Annotated in this window: 31 protein-coding genes; 25 read left to right on the top strand and 6 right to left on the bottom strand. The window is 42.3% G+C overall.

Annotated features, from left to right (window positions below; all coding sequences use genetic code 11):
• Nucleotides 1–10: 10 nt before the first annotated feature.
• The 13 genes from H7R39_RS07970 (at nt 11) to H7R39_RS08030 (ending at nt 7,988) form a co-directional block, all read left to right on the top strand.
• A complete protein-coding gene (locus tag H7R39_RS07970) occupies nt 11–367 on the top strand; it encodes a hypothetical protein (protein ID WP_002944563.1) in 357 nt (118 codons plus the stop codon).
• Nucleotides 360–581, top strand: coding sequence for a hypothetical protein (locus H7R39_RS07975; RefSeq protein WP_039888133.1), 222 nt, complete (start codon nt 360–362; stop codon nt 579–581). Before H7R39_RS07970 ends, H7R39_RS07975 begins: the two co-directional genes overlap by 8 nt.
• Nucleotides 582–584: 3 nt before the next feature.
• On the top strand, nt 585–1,121 hold the full coding sequence (locus H7R39_RS07980; RefSeq protein WP_185898745.1) for a DUF4376 domain-containing protein: 537 nt from the start codon (nt 585–587) through the stop codon (nt 1,119–1,121).
• A gap of 4 nt (nt 1,122–1,125) precedes the next feature.
• A complete protein-coding gene (locus H7R39_RS07985) occupies nt 1,126–1,488 on the top strand; it encodes a DUF1353 domain-containing protein (protein WP_185898746.1) in 363 nt (120 codons plus the stop codon).
• A gap of 2 nt (nt 1,489–1,490) precedes the next feature.
• Nucleotides 1,491–1,886: a hypothetical protein gene (locus H7R39_RS07990; RefSeq protein WP_185898747.1), complete on the top strand. Its 396-nt coding sequence runs from the start codon at nt 1,491–1,493 to the stop codon at nt 1,884–1,886.
• The gene (locus H7R39_RS07995) at nt 1,870–2,154 is read left to right on the top strand and encodes a hypothetical protein (protein WP_002944602.1); all 285 of its coding nucleotides are present in this window, start codon (nt 1,870–1,872) and stop codon (nt 2,152–2,154) included. Before H7R39_RS07990 ends, H7R39_RS07995 begins: the two co-directional genes overlap by 17 nt.
• Before the next feature lie 102 nt (nt 2,155–2,256).
• Entirely contained in the window at nt 2,257–2,613 is a 357-nt protein-coding gene (locus H7R39_RS08000) for a hypothetical protein (RefSeq protein ID WP_185898748.1), read from the top strand.
• Nucleotides 2,610–3,020 carry a DUF5675 family protein gene (locus tag H7R39_RS08005; RefSeq protein ID WP_185898749.1) on the top strand — a complete coding sequence of 137 codons (411 nt, stop codon included), beginning with the start codon at nt 2,610–2,612 and terminating at the stop codon, nt 3,018–3,020. The genes H7R39_RS08000 and H7R39_RS08005 overlap by 4 nt, the downstream gene beginning before the upstream one ends.
• 16 nt (nt 3,021–3,036) lie before the next feature.
• On the top strand, nt 3,037–4,146 hold the full coding sequence (locus H7R39_RS08010; RefSeq protein ID WP_185898750.1) for a phage tail sheath protein: 1,110 nt from the start codon (nt 3,037–3,039) through the stop codon (nt 4,144–4,146).
• A gap of 1 nt (nt 4,147) precedes the next feature.
• Nucleotides 4,148–4,639 (top strand): phage major tail tube protein, encoded by a 492-nt coding sequence (locus H7R39_RS08015; protein ID WP_185898751.1) that lies wholly within the window; start codon nt 4,148–4,150, stop codon nt 4,637–4,639.
• On the top strand, nt 4,636–4,866 hold the full coding sequence (locus H7R39_RS08020; RefSeq protein ID WP_185898752.1) for a hypothetical protein: 231 nt from the start codon (nt 4,636–4,638) through the stop codon (nt 4,864–4,866). The genes H7R39_RS08015 and H7R39_RS08020 overlap by 4 nt, the downstream gene beginning before the upstream one ends.
• Before the next feature lie 2 nt (nt 4,867–4,868).
• Nucleotides 4,869–5,132, top strand: a complete 264-nt coding sequence (locus H7R39_RS08025) for a phage tail assembly protein (protein ID WP_170020587.1) — start codon at nt 4,869–4,871, stop codon at nt 5,130–5,132.
• 360 nt (nt 5,133–5,492) lie between these two features.
• A complete protein-coding gene (locus H7R39_RS08030) occupies nt 5,493–7,988 on the top strand; it encodes a phage tail tape measure protein (protein WP_185898753.1) in 2,496 nt (831 codons plus the stop codon).
• On the opposite strand, the gene H7R39_RS08035 is transcribed toward H7R39_RS08030, so the two are convergent.
• From H7R39_RS08035 to H7R39_RS08055, 5 genes are read right to left on the bottom strand one after another with little or no spacing between them, the layout of a single operon-like run.
• Entirely contained in the window at nt 7,985–8,854 is an 870-nt protein-coding gene (locus tag H7R39_RS08035; RefSeq protein WP_185898754.1) for a DNA adenine methylase, read from the bottom strand. The genes H7R39_RS08030 and H7R39_RS08035 overlap by 4 nt on opposite strands.
• Before the next feature lie 8 nt (nt 8,855–8,862).
• Entirely contained in the window at nt 8,863–10,539 is a 1,677-nt protein-coding gene (locus H7R39_RS08040) for an ATP-dependent nuclease (RefSeq protein ID WP_185898755.1), read from the bottom strand.
• Between the two features lie 16 nt (nt 10,540–10,555).
• Nucleotides 10,556–10,696 carry a hypothetical protein gene (locus H7R39_RS08045; protein WP_185898756.1) on the bottom strand — a complete coding sequence of 47 codons (141 nt, stop codon included), beginning with the start codon at nt 10,694–10,696 and terminating at the stop codon, nt 10,556–10,558.
• Complete coding sequence (locus H7R39_RS08050) at nt 10,689–11,282, bottom strand: helix-turn-helix domain-containing protein (protein WP_185898757.1); 594 nt, start codon at nt 11,280–11,282, stop codon at nt 10,689–10,691. The genes H7R39_RS08045 and H7R39_RS08050 overlap by 8 nt, the downstream gene beginning before the upstream one ends.
• Nucleotides 11,279–11,671: a helix-turn-helix domain-containing protein gene (locus H7R39_RS08055; protein ID WP_171992699.1), complete on the bottom strand. Its 393-nt coding sequence runs from the start codon at nt 11,669–11,671 to the stop codon at nt 11,279–11,281. The genes H7R39_RS08050 and H7R39_RS08055 overlap by 4 nt, the downstream gene beginning before the upstream one ends.
• A gap of 160 nt (nt 11,672–11,831) precedes the next feature.
• Between H7R39_RS08055 and H7R39_RS08060 the strand changes: the two genes are divergently transcribed.
• Nucleotides 11,832–11,993 (top strand): hypothetical protein, encoded by a 162-nt coding sequence (locus H7R39_RS08060; protein ID WP_185898758.1) that lies wholly within the window; start codon nt 11,832–11,834, stop codon nt 11,991–11,993.
• A gap of 65 nt (nt 11,994–12,058) precedes the next feature.
• Here H7R39_RS08060 and H7R39_RS08065 read toward each other — a convergent pair whose 3' ends face one another.
• Nucleotides 12,059–12,397 carry a hypothetical protein gene (locus H7R39_RS08065; protein WP_185898759.1) on the bottom strand — a complete coding sequence of 113 codons (339 nt, stop codon included), beginning with the start codon at nt 12,395–12,397 and terminating at the stop codon, nt 12,059–12,061.
• 87 nt (nt 12,398–12,484) lie between these two features.
• Between H7R39_RS08065 and H7R39_RS08070 the strand changes: the two genes are divergently transcribed.
• From H7R39_RS08070 to H7R39_RS08115, 11 genes are read left to right on the top strand one after another with little or no spacing between them, the layout of a single operon-like run.
• On the top strand, nt 12,485–12,691 hold the full coding sequence (locus H7R39_RS08070; protein WP_002944710.1) for a hypothetical protein: 207 nt from the start codon (nt 12,485–12,487) through the stop codon (nt 12,689–12,691).
• Nucleotides 12,692–12,712: 21 nt separating this feature from the next.
• Nucleotides 12,713–12,946, top strand: a complete 234-nt coding sequence (locus H7R39_RS08075) for a hypothetical protein (protein WP_185898760.1) — start codon at nt 12,713–12,715, stop codon at nt 12,944–12,946.
• Nucleotides 12,947–12,949: 3 nt separating this feature from the next.
• The gene (locus H7R39_RS08080; protein WP_185898761.1) at nt 12,950–13,138 is read left to right on the top strand and encodes a hypothetical protein; all 189 of its coding nucleotides are present in this window, start codon (nt 12,950–12,952) and stop codon (nt 13,136–13,138) included.
• On the top strand, nt 13,089–13,280 hold the full coding sequence (locus H7R39_RS08085; RefSeq protein WP_002944581.1) for a hypothetical protein: 192 nt from the start codon (nt 13,089–13,091) through the stop codon (nt 13,278–13,280). Before H7R39_RS08080 ends, H7R39_RS08085 begins: the two co-directional genes overlap by 50 nt.
• Entirely contained in the window at nt 13,274–13,492 is a 219-nt protein-coding gene (locus H7R39_RS08090; RefSeq protein ID WP_185898762.1) for a hypothetical protein, read from the top strand. Before H7R39_RS08085 ends, H7R39_RS08090 begins: the two co-directional genes overlap by 7 nt.
• Complete coding sequence (locus H7R39_RS08095) at nt 13,485–13,679, top strand: hypothetical protein (protein WP_185898763.1); 195 nt, start codon at nt 13,485–13,487, stop codon at nt 13,677–13,679. The genes H7R39_RS08090 and H7R39_RS08095 overlap by 8 nt, the downstream gene beginning before the upstream one ends.
• Nucleotides 13,680–14,585: a hypothetical protein gene (locus H7R39_RS08100; protein WP_185898764.1), complete on the top strand. Its 906-nt coding sequence runs from the start codon at nt 13,680–13,682 to the stop codon at nt 14,583–14,585. It begins immediately after the preceding gene.
• Nucleotides 14,586–14,595: 10 nt separating this feature from the next.
• A complete protein-coding gene (locus tag H7R39_RS08105) occupies nt 14,596–14,772 on the top strand; it encodes a hypothetical protein (protein ID WP_185898765.1) in 177 nt (58 codons plus the stop codon).
• A gap of 2 nt (nt 14,773–14,774) precedes the next feature.
• Nucleotides 14,775–14,957, top strand: coding sequence for a helix-turn-helix transcriptional regulator (locus H7R39_RS08110; RefSeq protein WP_185898766.1), 183 nt, complete (start codon nt 14,775–14,777; stop codon nt 14,955–14,957).
• Entirely contained in the window at nt 14,954–15,181 is a 228-nt protein-coding gene (locus tag H7R39_RS11310; protein WP_228724760.1) for a hypothetical protein, read from the top strand. Before H7R39_RS08110 ends, H7R39_RS11310 begins: the two co-directional genes overlap by 4 nt.
• A complete protein-coding gene (locus H7R39_RS08115) occupies nt 15,136–15,888 on the top strand; it encodes a DNA methyltransferase (protein WP_228724761.1) in 753 nt (250 codons plus the stop codon). The genes H7R39_RS11310 and H7R39_RS08115 overlap by 46 nt, the downstream gene beginning before the upstream one ends.
• The last annotated feature ends 3 nt before the right edge of the window (nt 15,889–15,891 follow it).

Raw genomic sequence — 15,891 nt, forward strand, 5'->3', positions numbered from 1 at the left:
AGGAGAGGATATGAAGATTAAAAGAGTAAAAGACCGGGTATTGGGAGCCAATCAAAAACACGTAATGCTTAGCGGAGTAGAGGGCAAAACGTTAATGATTACGCGGGTTGAATTTTATAACTTAGTTAGAGCCAACGAATTAAAAAAAGGCGAGTACCATAGAGACGACGTGGGGCTTGCTATATTTAAAAAATCTCCTCAAAATGTTGTCCTGCCTTTGGGCGAGCATGCTATCGGCGGAGCCGCTACGCCTTTATATTTAGCTAGTGACGAGGAGCTTATCTTGTTTGCGTCCGGAAGCAACTACAGCGACTCCGGGAAAAAATTAAACTACATAATAACTTACGAGGAGATAGACAATGCGTAAAATCATAAGAAATCCAAGCTGCGACGTATGTCCTAGCGGGTATATTTGGATAGTTTGGGTAGCTCAATCGACATCTACGTCGCCAGCAGCGCCGGTCGTTAAGTTGATTTATCCGGCCGGCACGGATAAAAAAAGTATAGAAGATGAAATAAACCAGAATATCTCAACAAATGGAAAAATCATCCGTATCACTGAAGTAAGCGTTCAAGGATAAAAAATGCAATATAAAGAGATAAAAAATAAAACCATATATTATGAAGACGGAGATAAACTAAAAGCGCTTAGCACAAACCCGCAAACCAATCAACCTTTTGTCAGCGACGATGAGGCATGGTTTTTTGCCGAGATCACAAGCGAGCTCAATCCGTCGATTTTAAACGAGTCCGGTAGTTTTGAGGCAAGCATCGAAGGTCGCAAGGGGCACCTAAAAGGAGTTTTAGCGGCTAAATTTAACGAAGTGGTGTCTAAAAGTAAAGTTTATGTGCAAGACATAGGCGAAGTCGATGCCGGCGTGCAATATCTCATAAACGTAATGACGCTGATCGATCTGTGCGGGAAAAGCGGAACGATAGCTTTTAGGATGTTTGACAATACGAGTAAAAATTTAGACCTAGCGCAACTAAAGGCCGTTAAAACGGCGATACAAACCAAAGGCATAAATTTATACTCCAAAAAATGGCAGCTTGAAAAAATGATCGAGGATGCCAAAGACGAAACCGAGCTAAATGCCGTAAGTATAGATTTTGGAGAGTAGCGCAATGAGCTTAAACGTTACGCCGCTTTGCGAAAACAGATATGAGCTTACGCGGGACTTTGAAATTTTAGGCATAACGATACCAAAAGGCTATAAAACCAACGGGGCGAATATCCCGAGGATTTTTTATATCTTTTATCCGCCCTTTATTCCAAAATACTTAAAGGCTATCGTTTTACACGACTATCTTTGCGACCTTAGCGACCAGACTATACCAAACGATAAATTTAAAAGCAAAAGCGAAGGGTTTAAATTTGCCGATCTTAAACTAAAAGAGGCTTTAAAAGAGTGCAACGCCGACGCTTTCACTCAAAATTTATTTTATATTTGCGTTCGCGCATATCACAAGCTTAAGTATAGGAGATAAAGATGATAAAAACGGTTTTATCCGCTATCGCGAGTTTTGCGGGCGGTAATAAAATATGGCTTGCGATAGTTTGCGCGCTGGTCGGAATCATAATAGGATCGTGCGTTTTTTTAAAAATTTCAAACGACGCCATGTTCGAAAAAATAAGCGATCTAAACATAAAGCTCGCCGCCGAAAAGATAAGTCGAGACATAGAAAAGTCGAATTTAAAAGTTTGCGGTGACAAACTCGAAGCTCAAAACGCTAAATTTAAAGAGCTTCAAGCTAAACCCCCGGATGCCGCCGGGATAAAAGAAAAAATAGTTACCAAATTTAAGCGGATAAAAGAGCCGTTAAACGATGAATGCCAAAGCAAGCTGAGGTATTATGAGGAGTTGATAAATGAGATGTCTAAATAAACCCGTTAAATTTTTCTTAACTATGATTGCGATTTTCTTATTTGCGGGATGTGCTAGTAAAGAGCCGCAAATCGTAACTAAAATAGAATATCAAGATGTTCTAGTTCCGATACGTTGTATAAATAAAATGCCAAATAAGCCAAAATACGATTATGAGGATATACAAACCGCACGCGAGTTGATGGAATACTATAAAACTTGTGAGGAGCTTTTGAAGGGCTGCGCATCGCAAGGTAACGAAAAGAGCAAGGGAGCAAGCAATGAGTGAGCTAGTAATTCGAAAAATCATGGGCTTTAGGGTAAGTAAGAAAAGATTGCTAGAGATAGCCTTATCGATCTTGCTAGCCTTGATCTTTGGGGCAGCGATAGGATGAGCTTCCTTTGGAAAGAATACCTCTATCTGCTTTGGGTATTGGTAGTAGGCGCGATTGGGGGCGTCTTGGGGCTGTTAGATGATGACGGAAAGCCCAGGAGGCATCGCACTAGATTGGCTTTTGCTGTCGCTACTCTTACGGCGATGTTTCTTTGCTGGACTACGTTTGCTATCGCAAAACTCGTTATACACGAAGTTGAGGGGTCGCTAGCACTTGGCGGCATTGTCGCGTTTATGGGTGCTGAATGGGCTAGGCGAAAAATCAACAAAGCCGCAGATAAAAAGATAGACGCCATGGTCTCAAAAGATTACTGCGGCGATGAAATGAGCGACTATGAAAGGAATTTAAAATGAAGCTACAAATCACGAGATTTAAAAATATCAAAGACGGCACGCTCGGCAAATTTGAGCTGCTTTTTAATGACAAAATATTTTTAAAGGGCTACACCTTAGAGCCTGCGGGGCCCGATACTACCGCACGCGGCAAAGATAGGCGCATGCCTGAGGGCATTTATGACGTGTTTTGGCATCATTCGGCCAGATTTAACCGTGTTTTGCCGGTGCTTTACAACGAAAAAGTGCCTAAAGACCGCTGCATTTTGATTCATGCAGGCAACTACCCAAAGGATACCGAGGGGTGCATACTTCTTGGATCTACGTTTAGCGATGAGGGCGTTTTTAATAGTCTTAGCACGCTAAAAAGTTTTTTGGCTCTAACGTTAAACAAAGAGCTTCAAGTGGAAATAATCAATAAATTTTAGAAAGTGAGGTAAAAAAATGCCAAGTAAATACGGCGTCAATGTCGAGCTTTATAACGGCTCGCTAAACCCATACGAGATCAACAATCGCCGCCCGATCGCAATAGTCGGCGACGACAGCAAACTAACCGCTGGGCTTTACGTTTATAGCACCGTCGAGGATGCACTCAAAGCAGTAGAAGGCGGCACGATTAAAAACGCGCTTGAAGACCTAAAGGCATGCGGAATTCATACGCAAGTAGTATTAAGCTCGTTTAAGCAAAGCACAAATAGCGACGCGAGCGCAAAAAAGCAGGAGAATTTAACATCTTGCCTAAATGCTATCGACGCGCTCAAAAAAGCCGAAAACGTAGTAATGGCAAAGCCTAAATTTATCGCCGCGCCTGAATACAACGACGCAGGCGTTTATGAAAAACTTAAGCAGCTAGGCGAGTATCTAAGAGCCGTTTATGCTATCGAAGTCGATGCGACAAATGAGCAAACCGCAAAGGCCGCAGTGGAGACGTTAGCCACGAAAACGGCGATCATAACGTTTCAAAAAGTAAAAAGAGTAGATAAGGTCATTCGCCCGCTTAGCATGTTTTTAATCGCTCTTTACGCCAAAGTAATGAGCGAGACGGAATACGGCTTCTCGCAAACGTATTCAAATAGGGTAATTCCGGGCATTACCGCGATCGTGGATAACGTCGAGTTTATCCAAGGCGTGGACTGCGAAGCCGATAGGCTAAGAAGCGAGGGCATCACAATAGCTTACGTGGATGACGGTATCAGGGCATGGGGCGGCGAAACGCGCGACGAGGATTTTACCAGTATGCACACCTACGTTATATTTTACACGGCGATCGAGACGATATTTGAGGCGCAAAAGCGCGCGATCGACAAAAGGATGCGCGACGTGCTCAAAAACGTAGTCGATAGCCTTGAGGCATTTTATCGCCGTTTGGTGGCAAACAATGTCGCAGTAGGTTTTGAAGTGACCGTGCCGGCTGAGCTGAATACCAACGAAACGATCAGCGAGGGCAAAATTTACATCAAACACAGAGTGCAGGAGATGCCGCTAATCAAAAATATCACGAATAGAATTTACCGAGTTACGGACTATTCGCAAGTTTTAATCGAGGAGCTATAAAATGAAAGCGCAAGCAATAACGGGCGGAAATTTCTTTATTGACGGGATCGGGCTTTTTGGCGAGCTTGTAGATTTTGAGCCGCCTAAATTTGAACACGAGACGATAGAGGCAGCGTCGGAGATCGGAAAATACGAGCTAGTTTTGCCGACTCTCAAACCGCTATCGGCAAAATTTACCGTTAATAACGTCAGCGAGACTTATTTCGGGCTCTTAAACACAAAGACCAAGCAAAAAGTCTATGTCAAAGCCAATCATAGCGGAAGCGAGGGCAAACACGTGGCTATCGTGGCGACGTTTGAGGGCAACGTCAAAGTGCTGGAAGCGCCTAAATTTGAGATGAACAAAGAGGCTAATATGAGCATCGAGATGAGCTGCCTAGTCGTAAAATACGAAGTCGATAAAAAGACCACGCTATCATACGACGTAGAAAACAAAATTTACTCGGTAAACGGCGAGGATCTTTATGAGCCGATAAGGAAAAATATATCATGACGCCCGAGGAAAGAAAAATTTATAACTTCGGACTTCTTAAACTAAAAGAAGACGAGGCTTATAAATGGGGATCGAGGGCGGCGAGACTAAAAGAAAATTTGACGTCTTTGCTAAACGAGCCTTTTAACGTCAGAGAATTTAAGACGGTTTCGGACGATCTTGCCGAAGCCATAACAAAAAGAGACGAGCTAAAAAAGCAAATAGACGAATTAAGAAAGGAAATTTAAAAATGGCGCTTAGAAAAATAGAAATACCAAAAACGGAGTTTACGTTTAGCGACGGTCAGACAGTGGAGCTCAAAGCTCCGACGCTAGATATTCTACAAAATGCCCAAAAAAAAGCCAAAGACGAGATCGAGCAAGCTAAGTTGATGCTGATCGAAATGAGCGACGGCGAGATGGATAAGGAATTTTTGGGATCTTTGCCGATGAGCGAGTGGAGCGAGCTGTCTAAAGCGGTTAGCGCGTTTATGGGTATCGACGTAAAAAACTAACCGAGGGGATTGCTCTAATAGGGCACTCCCTACACTTTACCCTAAAAGACATCATGAGCTTGGAATTTAACGAGTTCGTGGATTATTATGAAATAGCCTTAAAGCTTGCAAAAGAGTTTTAGGGCTCTAAAACCCTAGCTTCAATTTTTTTCTCTTTTCTGAAATATTTAAAATACACGTAAATACAAAATAGCGGGATAGAAATATACCAAAAAGCGACGACTAGGACATAGAAAACTGCAAGCCCTATCAACCCTATACATATCACCAAAGCAAGCAGTAAATCATCCATCTTTAGCGCCTCCGTTGTATAAATTTGCATTTCAATTTTAATAATATAAAGATAAAAAAAGGCTGAAAATGGCGAAAAATGCAACTCTAACCTTCGGGATGGACTTAAGCGACTTTGATAAGGCGATGAAGTCGATCAATAAACAAGCCACGAGCCTAAGCGATCAGATAAACAAAGCTACTCAGGGCGCTATGCAAGCCTATAAAAACGGCTTAAGCGATCTTAAGGCAAATCCGCTCCAAGGAGTCAAGATCAATGCAGATTTAGCAAACCTCAAAGAAAACATCAAAAAAGCCGTAACGCACAAGCTAAATTTAGACATCGAGGATGCTAAGAAAAACCTCGAAGGCCTAAAAACTCAGGCACTAGCCGCCGTGGGTAGTATCATGGCGATCTCAAAACCAATAAGCGCAGCTATCGATTTTGAAAGCTCCATGGCCGACGTTAAAAAAGTAGTTGATTTTAACGGTGCGGATGACGTTAAGCAGTTTGCGGACGGTCTAATGAAGATGAGCCGCGAGATCCCTCTAAGCGTCAATGAGCTAGCCCAAATCACGGCAAGCGGCGGACAACTCGGCATCGCTAAAGAAAATTTAATGGACTTCACGACTACCGCGGCAAAGATGGGCGTCGCCTTTGATATGAGCGCCAAAGAAGCCGGCGACAATATGGCTACGATGATGAATATATTTGGCATGGACGTTAAGCGAGTGGGCGAGTTGGGCGACACGATAAATCACATCTCAAACAACTCCGCAGCCACCGCAAACAAAATAGTAAATGCCCTAGGGCGTATCGCGGGTAATGCCAAGGATTTCGGCCTTAGTGCAGATGCCGCGAGCGGACTCGCGAGTAGTTTCATCGCCCTGGGCAAAGCTCCCGAGGTGGCGGCAACGGCGATCAACTCGATGCTAACGACGTTAAACAACGCCGACAACGCAAGCGACTCGGTTAAGGCCGCATTTGAGCAGATCGGCATCGACGGCAAAGAGCTAAAACAAGCGATCATCAAAAACCCTCAAAAAGCATTAACCGACTTTTTGCATACGCTCTCAAAGATACCCAAAGAGAGTAAAACGGGCGTTTTAACGGCGATTTTCGGTAAAAACTTCGGCGACGACATCTCGCTAGTAACGGGCGCGATAGAAAACTACGACAAGGCGATGAAGCTAAGCGCAGATAAGGCAAAAGCCGGATCGATGGATATGGAGTTTAAATCCAGGAGCGAAACGACGGCAAACAATATCCAGCTAATGAAAAGCGCCTTTAACGAGATCGCGATAAACATCGGTAACGCGTTTTTGCCGGCTTTAAATTTAGTCCTGGATGGCATAAAAAAGATCAGTTACGCCGTTTCGGGTTTTGCCGGCGCATTTCCGAATTTGATAAAATACTCTTTCGGTGCCGTTATCGCAATAACAGCCGTCAGGACTGCTCTCATCGCAAAGCAAGCCGCGTTAAGCATTGTGACGTTGATGCTCGGAAATTACCGTAAAGTATTGCAGCTTTTGCCGTTTGATTGCTTGCAGCTAGGCGGCTCGCTAAAAGAGTGCGGTATCGCGGCGAGGTTTAAAGCGATGTGGCTAAACGCAGCCGCGAGAGCATCTACTCTTTGGAGCGCTAGCACTGCGGCAGCCAGCTCAAAATCCGCTCTTTTCGTCGGAGCACTCAAAAATATCGGGGTAGCTTTTAGAGCGCTCGGTGCGGCATTTTTGAGCAATCCCATCGGACTTGCTTTGACGGCAATCGCGGCCGTAGCTTTTGTGGCTTATAAATATTGGGATGAGTTAAAGGCATTTTTTAGCGGATTTTTTGATGGCATCATGACCGGGCTAAAACCGCTAACGGATAGCTTTAGCAGGGCGTGGGATGCGATAAAAACTGCTTTTGCTCCGATCGTTGATCTCTTTGGAGCACTATTTAGCGTGACGAAGGTAAGCGAGGGCGAGCTAGGGGCGTTAAAAGATACGGGTGCTAGCTTTGGCCAGACTCTAGGCGCAGTGCTTAGCGTGCTTTTGTATCCTTTTGAGGCGCTAGCAAACATCATAACCGCCGTCGGCCTAATAATCGACATCGTCAAAATCAAGGGCACGCAGTGGATAGAAGCTTTTGGCGAGGAGCTTAATTGGTGGTGCGATCTTTTCGGTAATATAGGCGAGTGGATATTGCAGAAATTTAGCTCCGTCGTAGATGGGATAAAAGGCTTTTTTGCAGGCTTTTTTGATTGGCTAGCGGAGAAATTTGCCTTTGTAACAGATAGTATAAAAGCGGTTACGGACTTTGCGGGGTCTGCCGCGCAAGGCGCGAAGGATATACTAGGCATCGGTGACGGCAAAGAAACTAACTGGTATAATCCTTTTAGTTGGTTTAACGACGAAGCACCGCAAACTACGGCCGGATCTGTAGATAAAGTCGCGCAAGATCGCCGCGAGATGAGGTCGCAAACGAGCCAAAATCAAATAACCGATAACAAAAAGATCGACATAAATTTATACGGATCGCAAGCTACTCCGCAAGCCGTGGCGCAGGCCGTGAGCGATAACGGGTATAGTTTTGGGGATTAGGCCGATTCAAAAATTACCCTATCGAAAGACTCGACTTTTGTGCGAGGGCTATTAAAAAATAGCTCCGTTTCTTTTATTTTTAAGTTTGCCGAATATTGAAGTTTATATTTTTTCGGGTTATAGTCTTTGTATATCTCGTAAATTTTAGGCTCGTTATCGTAGGTCATTATCCAAAAATATTCATCCATTTTTTTTATGGACAAGCCCAGATCTTCGTGATTTTGATGTTTAAAAAAATTTGTATATAGATTTTTACCCTGCTTGTAATACGGCGGATCGAAAAACACAAATAGATTATTTTTATCCATTTTTTGCAAGACCTCGTCTATCAGCTCGGAGGCATCCATATTAAACAAAAGTATGTTATCTTTATGATCGGCTATATTTTTTATCTTAGCCATGATATTTTCTTTGCCGAATCTGGCGTCTATTTTGTATTTTCCGTCTTGATTTTTGCCGCCGATTACTCCACCTTTTATCACGCCCGATACGCTTGTTCTATTTAGATAAAGCGTAGAGAAAGCCAACTCGAAATCATATTTTTTAAGCTGTGATTTATTCATATAAATTTCTTTTTGCCTTTCTCGTTCTGGTATAGTTACAGGAGTTTCTTTTATCGCATCTAATAAATTCTTAGTATCGTTTAACACCGCATACCAAAATGAATATATAGCTATGTCATAGTCGTTTAATATAGCTCCGTCTGCTTTTTTATCGAGTAGTAATTTTATGGCCACGCCTGCACCTCCGCAAAAGGGCTCGCAATAAACGGGATTTTTAACGCCGTTTATCTCTAGCGTATGAGATACGAATTCGGTAAGCTTACTTTTTCCGCCGGGGTAGCGGAGAGGGGACGGTATAAACAAAAAAGTCCTTAATCTATAGGCTTTATTCCTATTTGAGATGCTATCTTATTATACTCAAATTTTAAGTCCTTTATGAAGTTTTCTATACAATCGCTATTATCTTTAATCCAATATTTTATAACAATGTCGCAAATACTCTTATTGTCGTAAAACCAGTTTTTTTGTTTTTTTAAATCTTTTTCTATGCCCTCCGGAGCATTTTCGATTAAATTCCGTTTCGTAACCCCTTGATTCTCCATTTGCGGATTATAATACATCCTGTGATCTTCGGGACAATCTTTTATATATTTCCATATTATCGTTTCTATCGGCTCGCCTCCTGGCAATATAAGCAAGCATCTTTTGTTTTTATTTTCATTAGACGGACTATTTAATGTAAAAAAAGTATTGTTTTCTATGGCTTTTTTTACATTATTTTTTCTTTCTTCTTTTGAGATATCTGGGTCAAAAACTACCAAGCAATTTTTAAAAATTGAGCTACCCACTATCAGCTTTGATATTTCCTCGTATCCAAAATTGCAGTCTAGGTAGTTAAGACTTAGATGTAATTGTTTTTGTTCTATAATATTTTTGAGTAGCCACCTTCCAACGTCATCCTCTGTTATGACGTCTATTTTTGGAATTTCTAATATTCCGGAATATGTTATCAATAAATCATGTTTAATCTCGTCTATGGTAGGGTTGGTTTTTATCTCGATCTTGCCTCTGCCGTTTGTTAGATATTGAAGCACTAGCGATCTATTTTTATCACATAAATCGTGAGTTTTAGTTATGTGCTCCAAAAGACTCAAGCTATGTGTCGTAAAGACTATCTGTAAATGTAGCTCTTTCGACTTTTGATAAAGAAATTTAAAAAGTTTATTTTGCGCAGCGGGGTGTAGCGTCGCATCTAGCTCGTCTATAAGCAAGATGCCGCCGTCATACCAGTAATTGTCTTTTTTTTCTAAGGTATTTTTTAGATTTTGAAAAGAAAATACTGCCATCAAAATTTGCCCAAGATTATCTTGTCCAGACGAGTTTGATAATATTCCGTATTTATCCGTTTTTATTCCTACTCCCTTTTTCTTCTTGGCGTCGGATGGACTTACGAAACTCGAGTCTATGCTATCGATATTTGTATTTAAAATACTAGAATATGCTTTAAACATTTCATTTTTTATTTCAACATCTGCTCTTAGCCCGATTACGTCTACGTTTTCGGATTCGCCGATTGGATACAGTCTGGAAAGCCCTAAATAATACGTCGGCCATTCTATTTTGCTTTCGGTTGGGCGTTCGTGCGTCTTTTTTGGTAATAATCTATATCTTTCTCCGTTTTGGATAGCCGCTCTAAAATCAATCACTTTTGGATATTTAAAGCCCGATGAATCTTTCACATTATCGGGAGCGTGAAAATATATACTACATTTATCGCCGGGCTTGTCGTAATCTTTATCGAATTTCACGATTGAGCTATACTCGCCCGCGAATTTATCGCCATTAAGCAATACTCCGTCTTGTTTTTTAACTTCTCCGCAATTGCTTAGCATGGCCAAGATAGTAGATTTGCCTATTCCGTTGTGCCCGGATATGCAAGTGATATGCCTGCCTAACTCTATCTCATAGGTTTTCCCCTCTTCGCTAAAGGCTCTAAATTTTTTTATCTCAATCTTTTCTATATAAATATAACTATCGCTTGTGCTCATAAAAGTCCCTTAAAATTTAAACTATACTCTTTACCACTTTACCCACGATTTTAAAATGCTCCTGGGTTTCGTTTAGATCGATCTCGTAGCTTTGAAAATTTGGATTAACCGAAACGATTTTAAGCATACCGCGCGGCGTGAGTTGGAGATTATACATTTTCCGATAGTCCTTTTATCTCTTTTAGCCTTTTGATAAAGCCGTTTAATAAGTTTTGGTTTCCGTATTTTTTAAAAAGTTCTTTAAACTCTTGAAATTCAGGCGTATTTAGCCTATTGTTTTCAAAACTGCCTATTTGATTGTTATTGCCGCTTACGGCTATGTTATTTTGTCCGACGGCTACCGCCGTATCGCTATCGTCTAACACGTCCTCTTCAAAAATATGACCGTCCTGACTAATAAACGGCACTGCGATATAAACTACTTTTATAGGCTTTTTTATATAAGAGTATTTATACTCTTTTTCCCACTCCATAAGCTGGGCATCTTTTAATACTTCGCCCGGCTCAAAGAAAAATCCAAGCTCTATAAAGTCAAAACTGCTATCAAAGGTGTCGGCCACGTAATACATCCACTTGCGCGGGACTTTATTTGAGTTTATCCAGTTTTCTATCGTAGTCGTCTTGATTTTTAGTTTTTGCGCTAGCCCGTTTTTTCCTTTGACTTTGGCTACTACGCACATACGGCAAACTATATCGGTTGCGGAGCTTTTTAAATTTCTTAGCGATGACGGCTTGCGTCTCATGTTACTTGCCTTTTTGAAATCTCTTTAATACTTTTTAGCTTTTCTATAATCGGGTCAAGTAAAAAATCCAAGTCCTCATTGCCGTATTTTTTATAAAGCTCTAAAAATTCATCTACTTTGGGGGAGTATTTTTGCCTGTTGCCTATAGTATTATTGTGGCCGCTTACGGCTATGTTATTTTGTCCGACGGCTACCGCTCCCGTTAATTTGTCCATACTCACCCCTAGTTTTTTTGAAATTTCTAGTAATTTCTTATAGTCAATCCCGTCTCCGTCAAGTTCGTATCGTTGATAAGTCCTGAGTGATATGCCGAGTTTGTCTGCCGTTTCTTTTTGCGTTAAGCCTATTTTATCCCTAACTTCTTTTAAATTTATGACATTTTCTTTCATAATATGCCTTTTATTGACGTATTTAAGCTAAATTTAATTGACATATGACAAAAAATGTCATATAATTCAGAAATAAATTAAGCAATTATACCAAAAAGGACAAAAAAGGAAACTTCAAAACGCGGTTAAGCTTCTTAGCAAATACAGCAAAGGCGTCAGAGTGGACGAGTGGGGCGCTCACGTGAGCTGCGGACAGCAAGACGTCAGCCACTTCTACGTCGATGAGGACAAGATCGGCTTTGACCAGGTGCGCCACTATTTTAAAAAGTCTAAAGATTTTCAAATCTTTTTAGAGCATTTTTTACAAAAAAGGGCGGCCTAAGCTGCCCTGCAAAGGATAAGAGATGACGAAAAAGAGGCTGAGCGACGAGATAACCGGCTACTACTTCAGACCAGATAGCGAGCAGCCAAAAGCGAGCACAGAAAAACGACGAATGCGGCGGCTTTATCTAATAGCCACATTGCTATCTGTCGTTTATCTAGCGACGCTATCGCTCGGTTTTGCCTATCTTTGGCGTTTTGTCGTAAGAGGCTAGCGCGGTTATCGAAAATCTCGTTTAAGGTTGAGTGTAGCTTGTCTTCGTCGTAGCGGCCTATCTCGTAAAGCTTGATTGCGCATAAAGCCCTCAAGTAGGCGTCGGAGTTGGCGATATGGCGGTTTACGTCGTCCGCGGCGTTTTGTAGATGGTCGTCAAAGTCTATAAGCGGACGTTTGGATTGTTTCATTGTTTTGGCTCCTTTTGGGTTGTTGATTTTGCACTCAAATTTTACCCAAAAAGGGGCTTAAAGAGTGAAACTTGGAAAGGATAAAAGATGAAAAAAGATGAGTTTTTACTAGAGGCGTATTTAAACGCCGCAGTCAATAAAGAGATGGCCGACGAGTGCTTACGACGCAAGACGATATACCAAAAGTTAATCAAGCTAATAAACAGCGATTTGGGCGAGGAGTTTTTGAATGGTTGCGAGGATTTTAATGACGCAATGCAGAAATTTGAGCTCAAATACGGCTTTTTGATTTGAAATTTTAAAGGAGGCGAGTTAATGAAAACTCTAGCACAATTAATTTACGAAAAAACAAGATGGACGCTAAAGGATTATTGCGAAATGCGCGGGATAAGCTCGATCATGGGGCTTCGGTGCGGATACGTGAGTAAGGCAAACGCAAAGATACTAGAGAGCGACGGGATCGAGTGGCGCGCGGCTAAAAACGTCCGAGTGGGCGACGGCACGTGCGCGGGATATGTCTTTTTGAACAAAAACAAGAAAGCGAGTTAAAAAATGCTAAATAAAAAAGCGGTTGATTTTGCGATATTTCAAGCAAAAATGGCGATGGCGGGGTTTGAAACAAAACTAACTCCAAAGGGCGAGATCCGCGGGGTTAAACGCGGCGCAAAGCTAGGCAAAGCGGAGGCAAAAAGTGCGAATAATCCAAATTTTAAGACAAATTCTCTCGCATCGCTCGTTTGAGCCGTGCCGGGCAAAAGATAGGAAATTTAAAGGAGCGAGCGGCGCGATCTTTAGCGGGTCGCACTACTACGTAAATGCGGACGGGTTTATCGCGTGCAGGCTAGGCGGCACGATCGTGGATATAAAGGAAAAAACATGCTAATTCAAAATTTAAAGAGATTTTTTGAAGTCAAGGCGGGGATCGAGAGAATAGACGAGCAGATAAAAGAGCTCAAAGAGGACAAAAAAAGCTACCTCGAAACTCTCGAAAACCTAGAGCGCGAGCTAAACACGGACGACTTGTCGGACGTCCAAATCTCGCACGGGCTTAAGATGTCCATCGAGGTCGCAAAAAAAGAGGCGGGTAATGAGTAAAAATTTAAGCGATGCGTTAAAAAACGCCAAAGACGAGATCAAAGAGCTAATCGCCTCATTTTTCGAGGAGATCGAAGAGGATCTGGGCGAGCTTGCCGAGCTTTTGGAACAAAACGAAACCGAGCAGGCGGACGACCTAATCACTGAAATCAAACAAAAAATGGATAACTGGCTCGCGGTGCAGTAGATGAAGCCCAAAACGCCTAAATTTAGCGAAGAGGACATTGTCGATTGTGGGATAGATAGCATCCGTTTTGTGATGCCAAAGGCCACGCTGAACGGCTTTTTAAAAAAGCTTGAACTTTTGGGAAAGTTGCGGCTAATAAGCCGAAATAAAACGGTCAAGGATTATGCGGAGTATAAATTTAAGGGCGCAAATAAGCCGCTTTTTGATGCGGACGAAAAGCACCCCTTTAAAATCCGCTACGTCAGCTTTAAGCGCGGCACGAAAAGCTTAAGTAATACGATGCTGGTGGTCGAAAACTCTAGCGAGTTAAACGATCTTTGCAAGAAGCGTAAAAAGCCTTTTGGCTATTACGTTTGCGTTGTCTTTGCGGGGCTATTTCAGCCTAGCAGGGATATTTTTAAAGAAACTTACCGAATTTTGGGCAAGTTTTTACGGCGCTTTAAGCCTTACAGCTTTGATCTCGCGGTGGATTTTAAAGATCGGGGCGAAATAAATCATAAAGCCAAAGGCAAATTTAAAGAGTCCGTAAAAGAGTGCGCCGACGACGTAATAAGCTTTAAGACGAGCATATACGCCAATCGCGGACTAAAAAGCGGGAAGTTTTACGCGGTGGACAAGGTTTGTTTATATGACAAATTCGAAAAGCAAACGAACTACCACAAACAAAAAATAGACGAAAAATTTAAGGACTGGAAGCGCCTTGAAGTTACGTTTAGGCTCAAAGGTAAATTTATAGATTTTATCGAAAACGAGAACTTTAAGGAGTGCGTTGAGGTGATGGATGAGATCGCGGATAAGCTCACGGGTGAGTTTCCTTTTGGCGTCTATCTTGGCAAATTTAATGAACAAATCGCATATTTTATGGATATGCGCAAGCGATTAAATTTAAGCAAAACTATTTTTTAAAGGGTAAAAAGTGGGAAAATTTAACGTAGATGAGCACATAAAGGCGCTTAAGGTTTGTAAATACTTCACGATTGAGGGTATAGAAAATTTAATCAAAAGGTATCCGAACGAGGAGCATATAAAAATCGCCATGCAGATCAAGGCGAAAAACGAAAAGCCGATCGAGGGCGCGGCAAACGAGGAGTGAAAATGCATCAAAATCAAATAAATTTTATCAGTTACGCGCAGGCGGCAAAAATGCTAGGCGTTGCGGTAGTGACGATCAAGAAATGGGCGCAAAAAGGCCTTATTAAGCGCTACGCCGTAACTGGTCGCAGCGTGTTTGTCGATAAAGACGAAATTTTAGAGATGATTAGAGGTAAAGAAGCATGAACGTGATAGATCAAGTCGTGGCGCGTGATTACGCCATTTATAACGGCGATAGCTGCGAGGTCGTTAAGGCTCTAAATGATGAGAGCGTAGGCTATATCATTTACTCGCCGCCGTTTGATAGCCTTTATACTTATTCAAATTCCGATCGAGATATGGCAACTCCGAAAAAGGCGAATTTATGGAGCATTTTGCGTTTTTGGCCAAGGATCTATTTCGCATCCTAAAAAGCGGGCGACTTATGAGTTTTCATTGCATGAATTTGCCAACTTCAAAGGTTAGAGACGGATTTATCGGAATTCGCGATTTTCGCGGCGAGTTGATACGCCTTTTTGAGAGCGTGGGCTTTATTTTTCACTCCGAAGTTTGCATTTGGAAAGACCCTGTAATCGCTCAGCAACGCACCAAGGCGCTCGGCCTACTTCATAAGCAGCTCGTAAAAGATAGCGCAATGAGCCGCCAAGGGATACCCGACTACCTCGTCACGATGAGAAAGCCGGGCATAAACGCCGAGCCGATCGAGGGCGGGCTAAAATACTACTGCGGCGACGGTGCGCCGATCGCATCCAAATTTGACGAAGAAAAAGGCAATCTAAACCGCGGCAGTATCGAAGTATGGCAAAGATACGCGAGCCCGGTTTGGATGGACATTAATCCAAGCAATACGCTAAGCCTAAAAGGTAGCCGCGACGACGAGGACGAGAAGCATATTTGTCCGCTCCAGCTCGACGTTATAGAACGCGCGCTTCAGCTATGGAGCAATGAGGGCGACGTCGTATTTACTCCGTTTTTGGGTATCGGTAGCGAGGTTTATCAATCCCTAAAAATGAACCGCAAAGGGATAGGCATCGAGCTAAAGAGCTCTTATTTTAACGTTGCGGCGAAAAACTGCGAGCTAGCCATGCGAGAGCGCGCCCAGGGATCGCTTTTTTAAAGG

The organism is Campylobacter massiliensis (genome assembly GCF_014253065.1).
Lineage (GTDB): Bacteria > Campylobacterota > Campylobacteria > Campylobacterales > Campylobacteraceae > Campylobacter_A > Campylobacter_A massiliensis.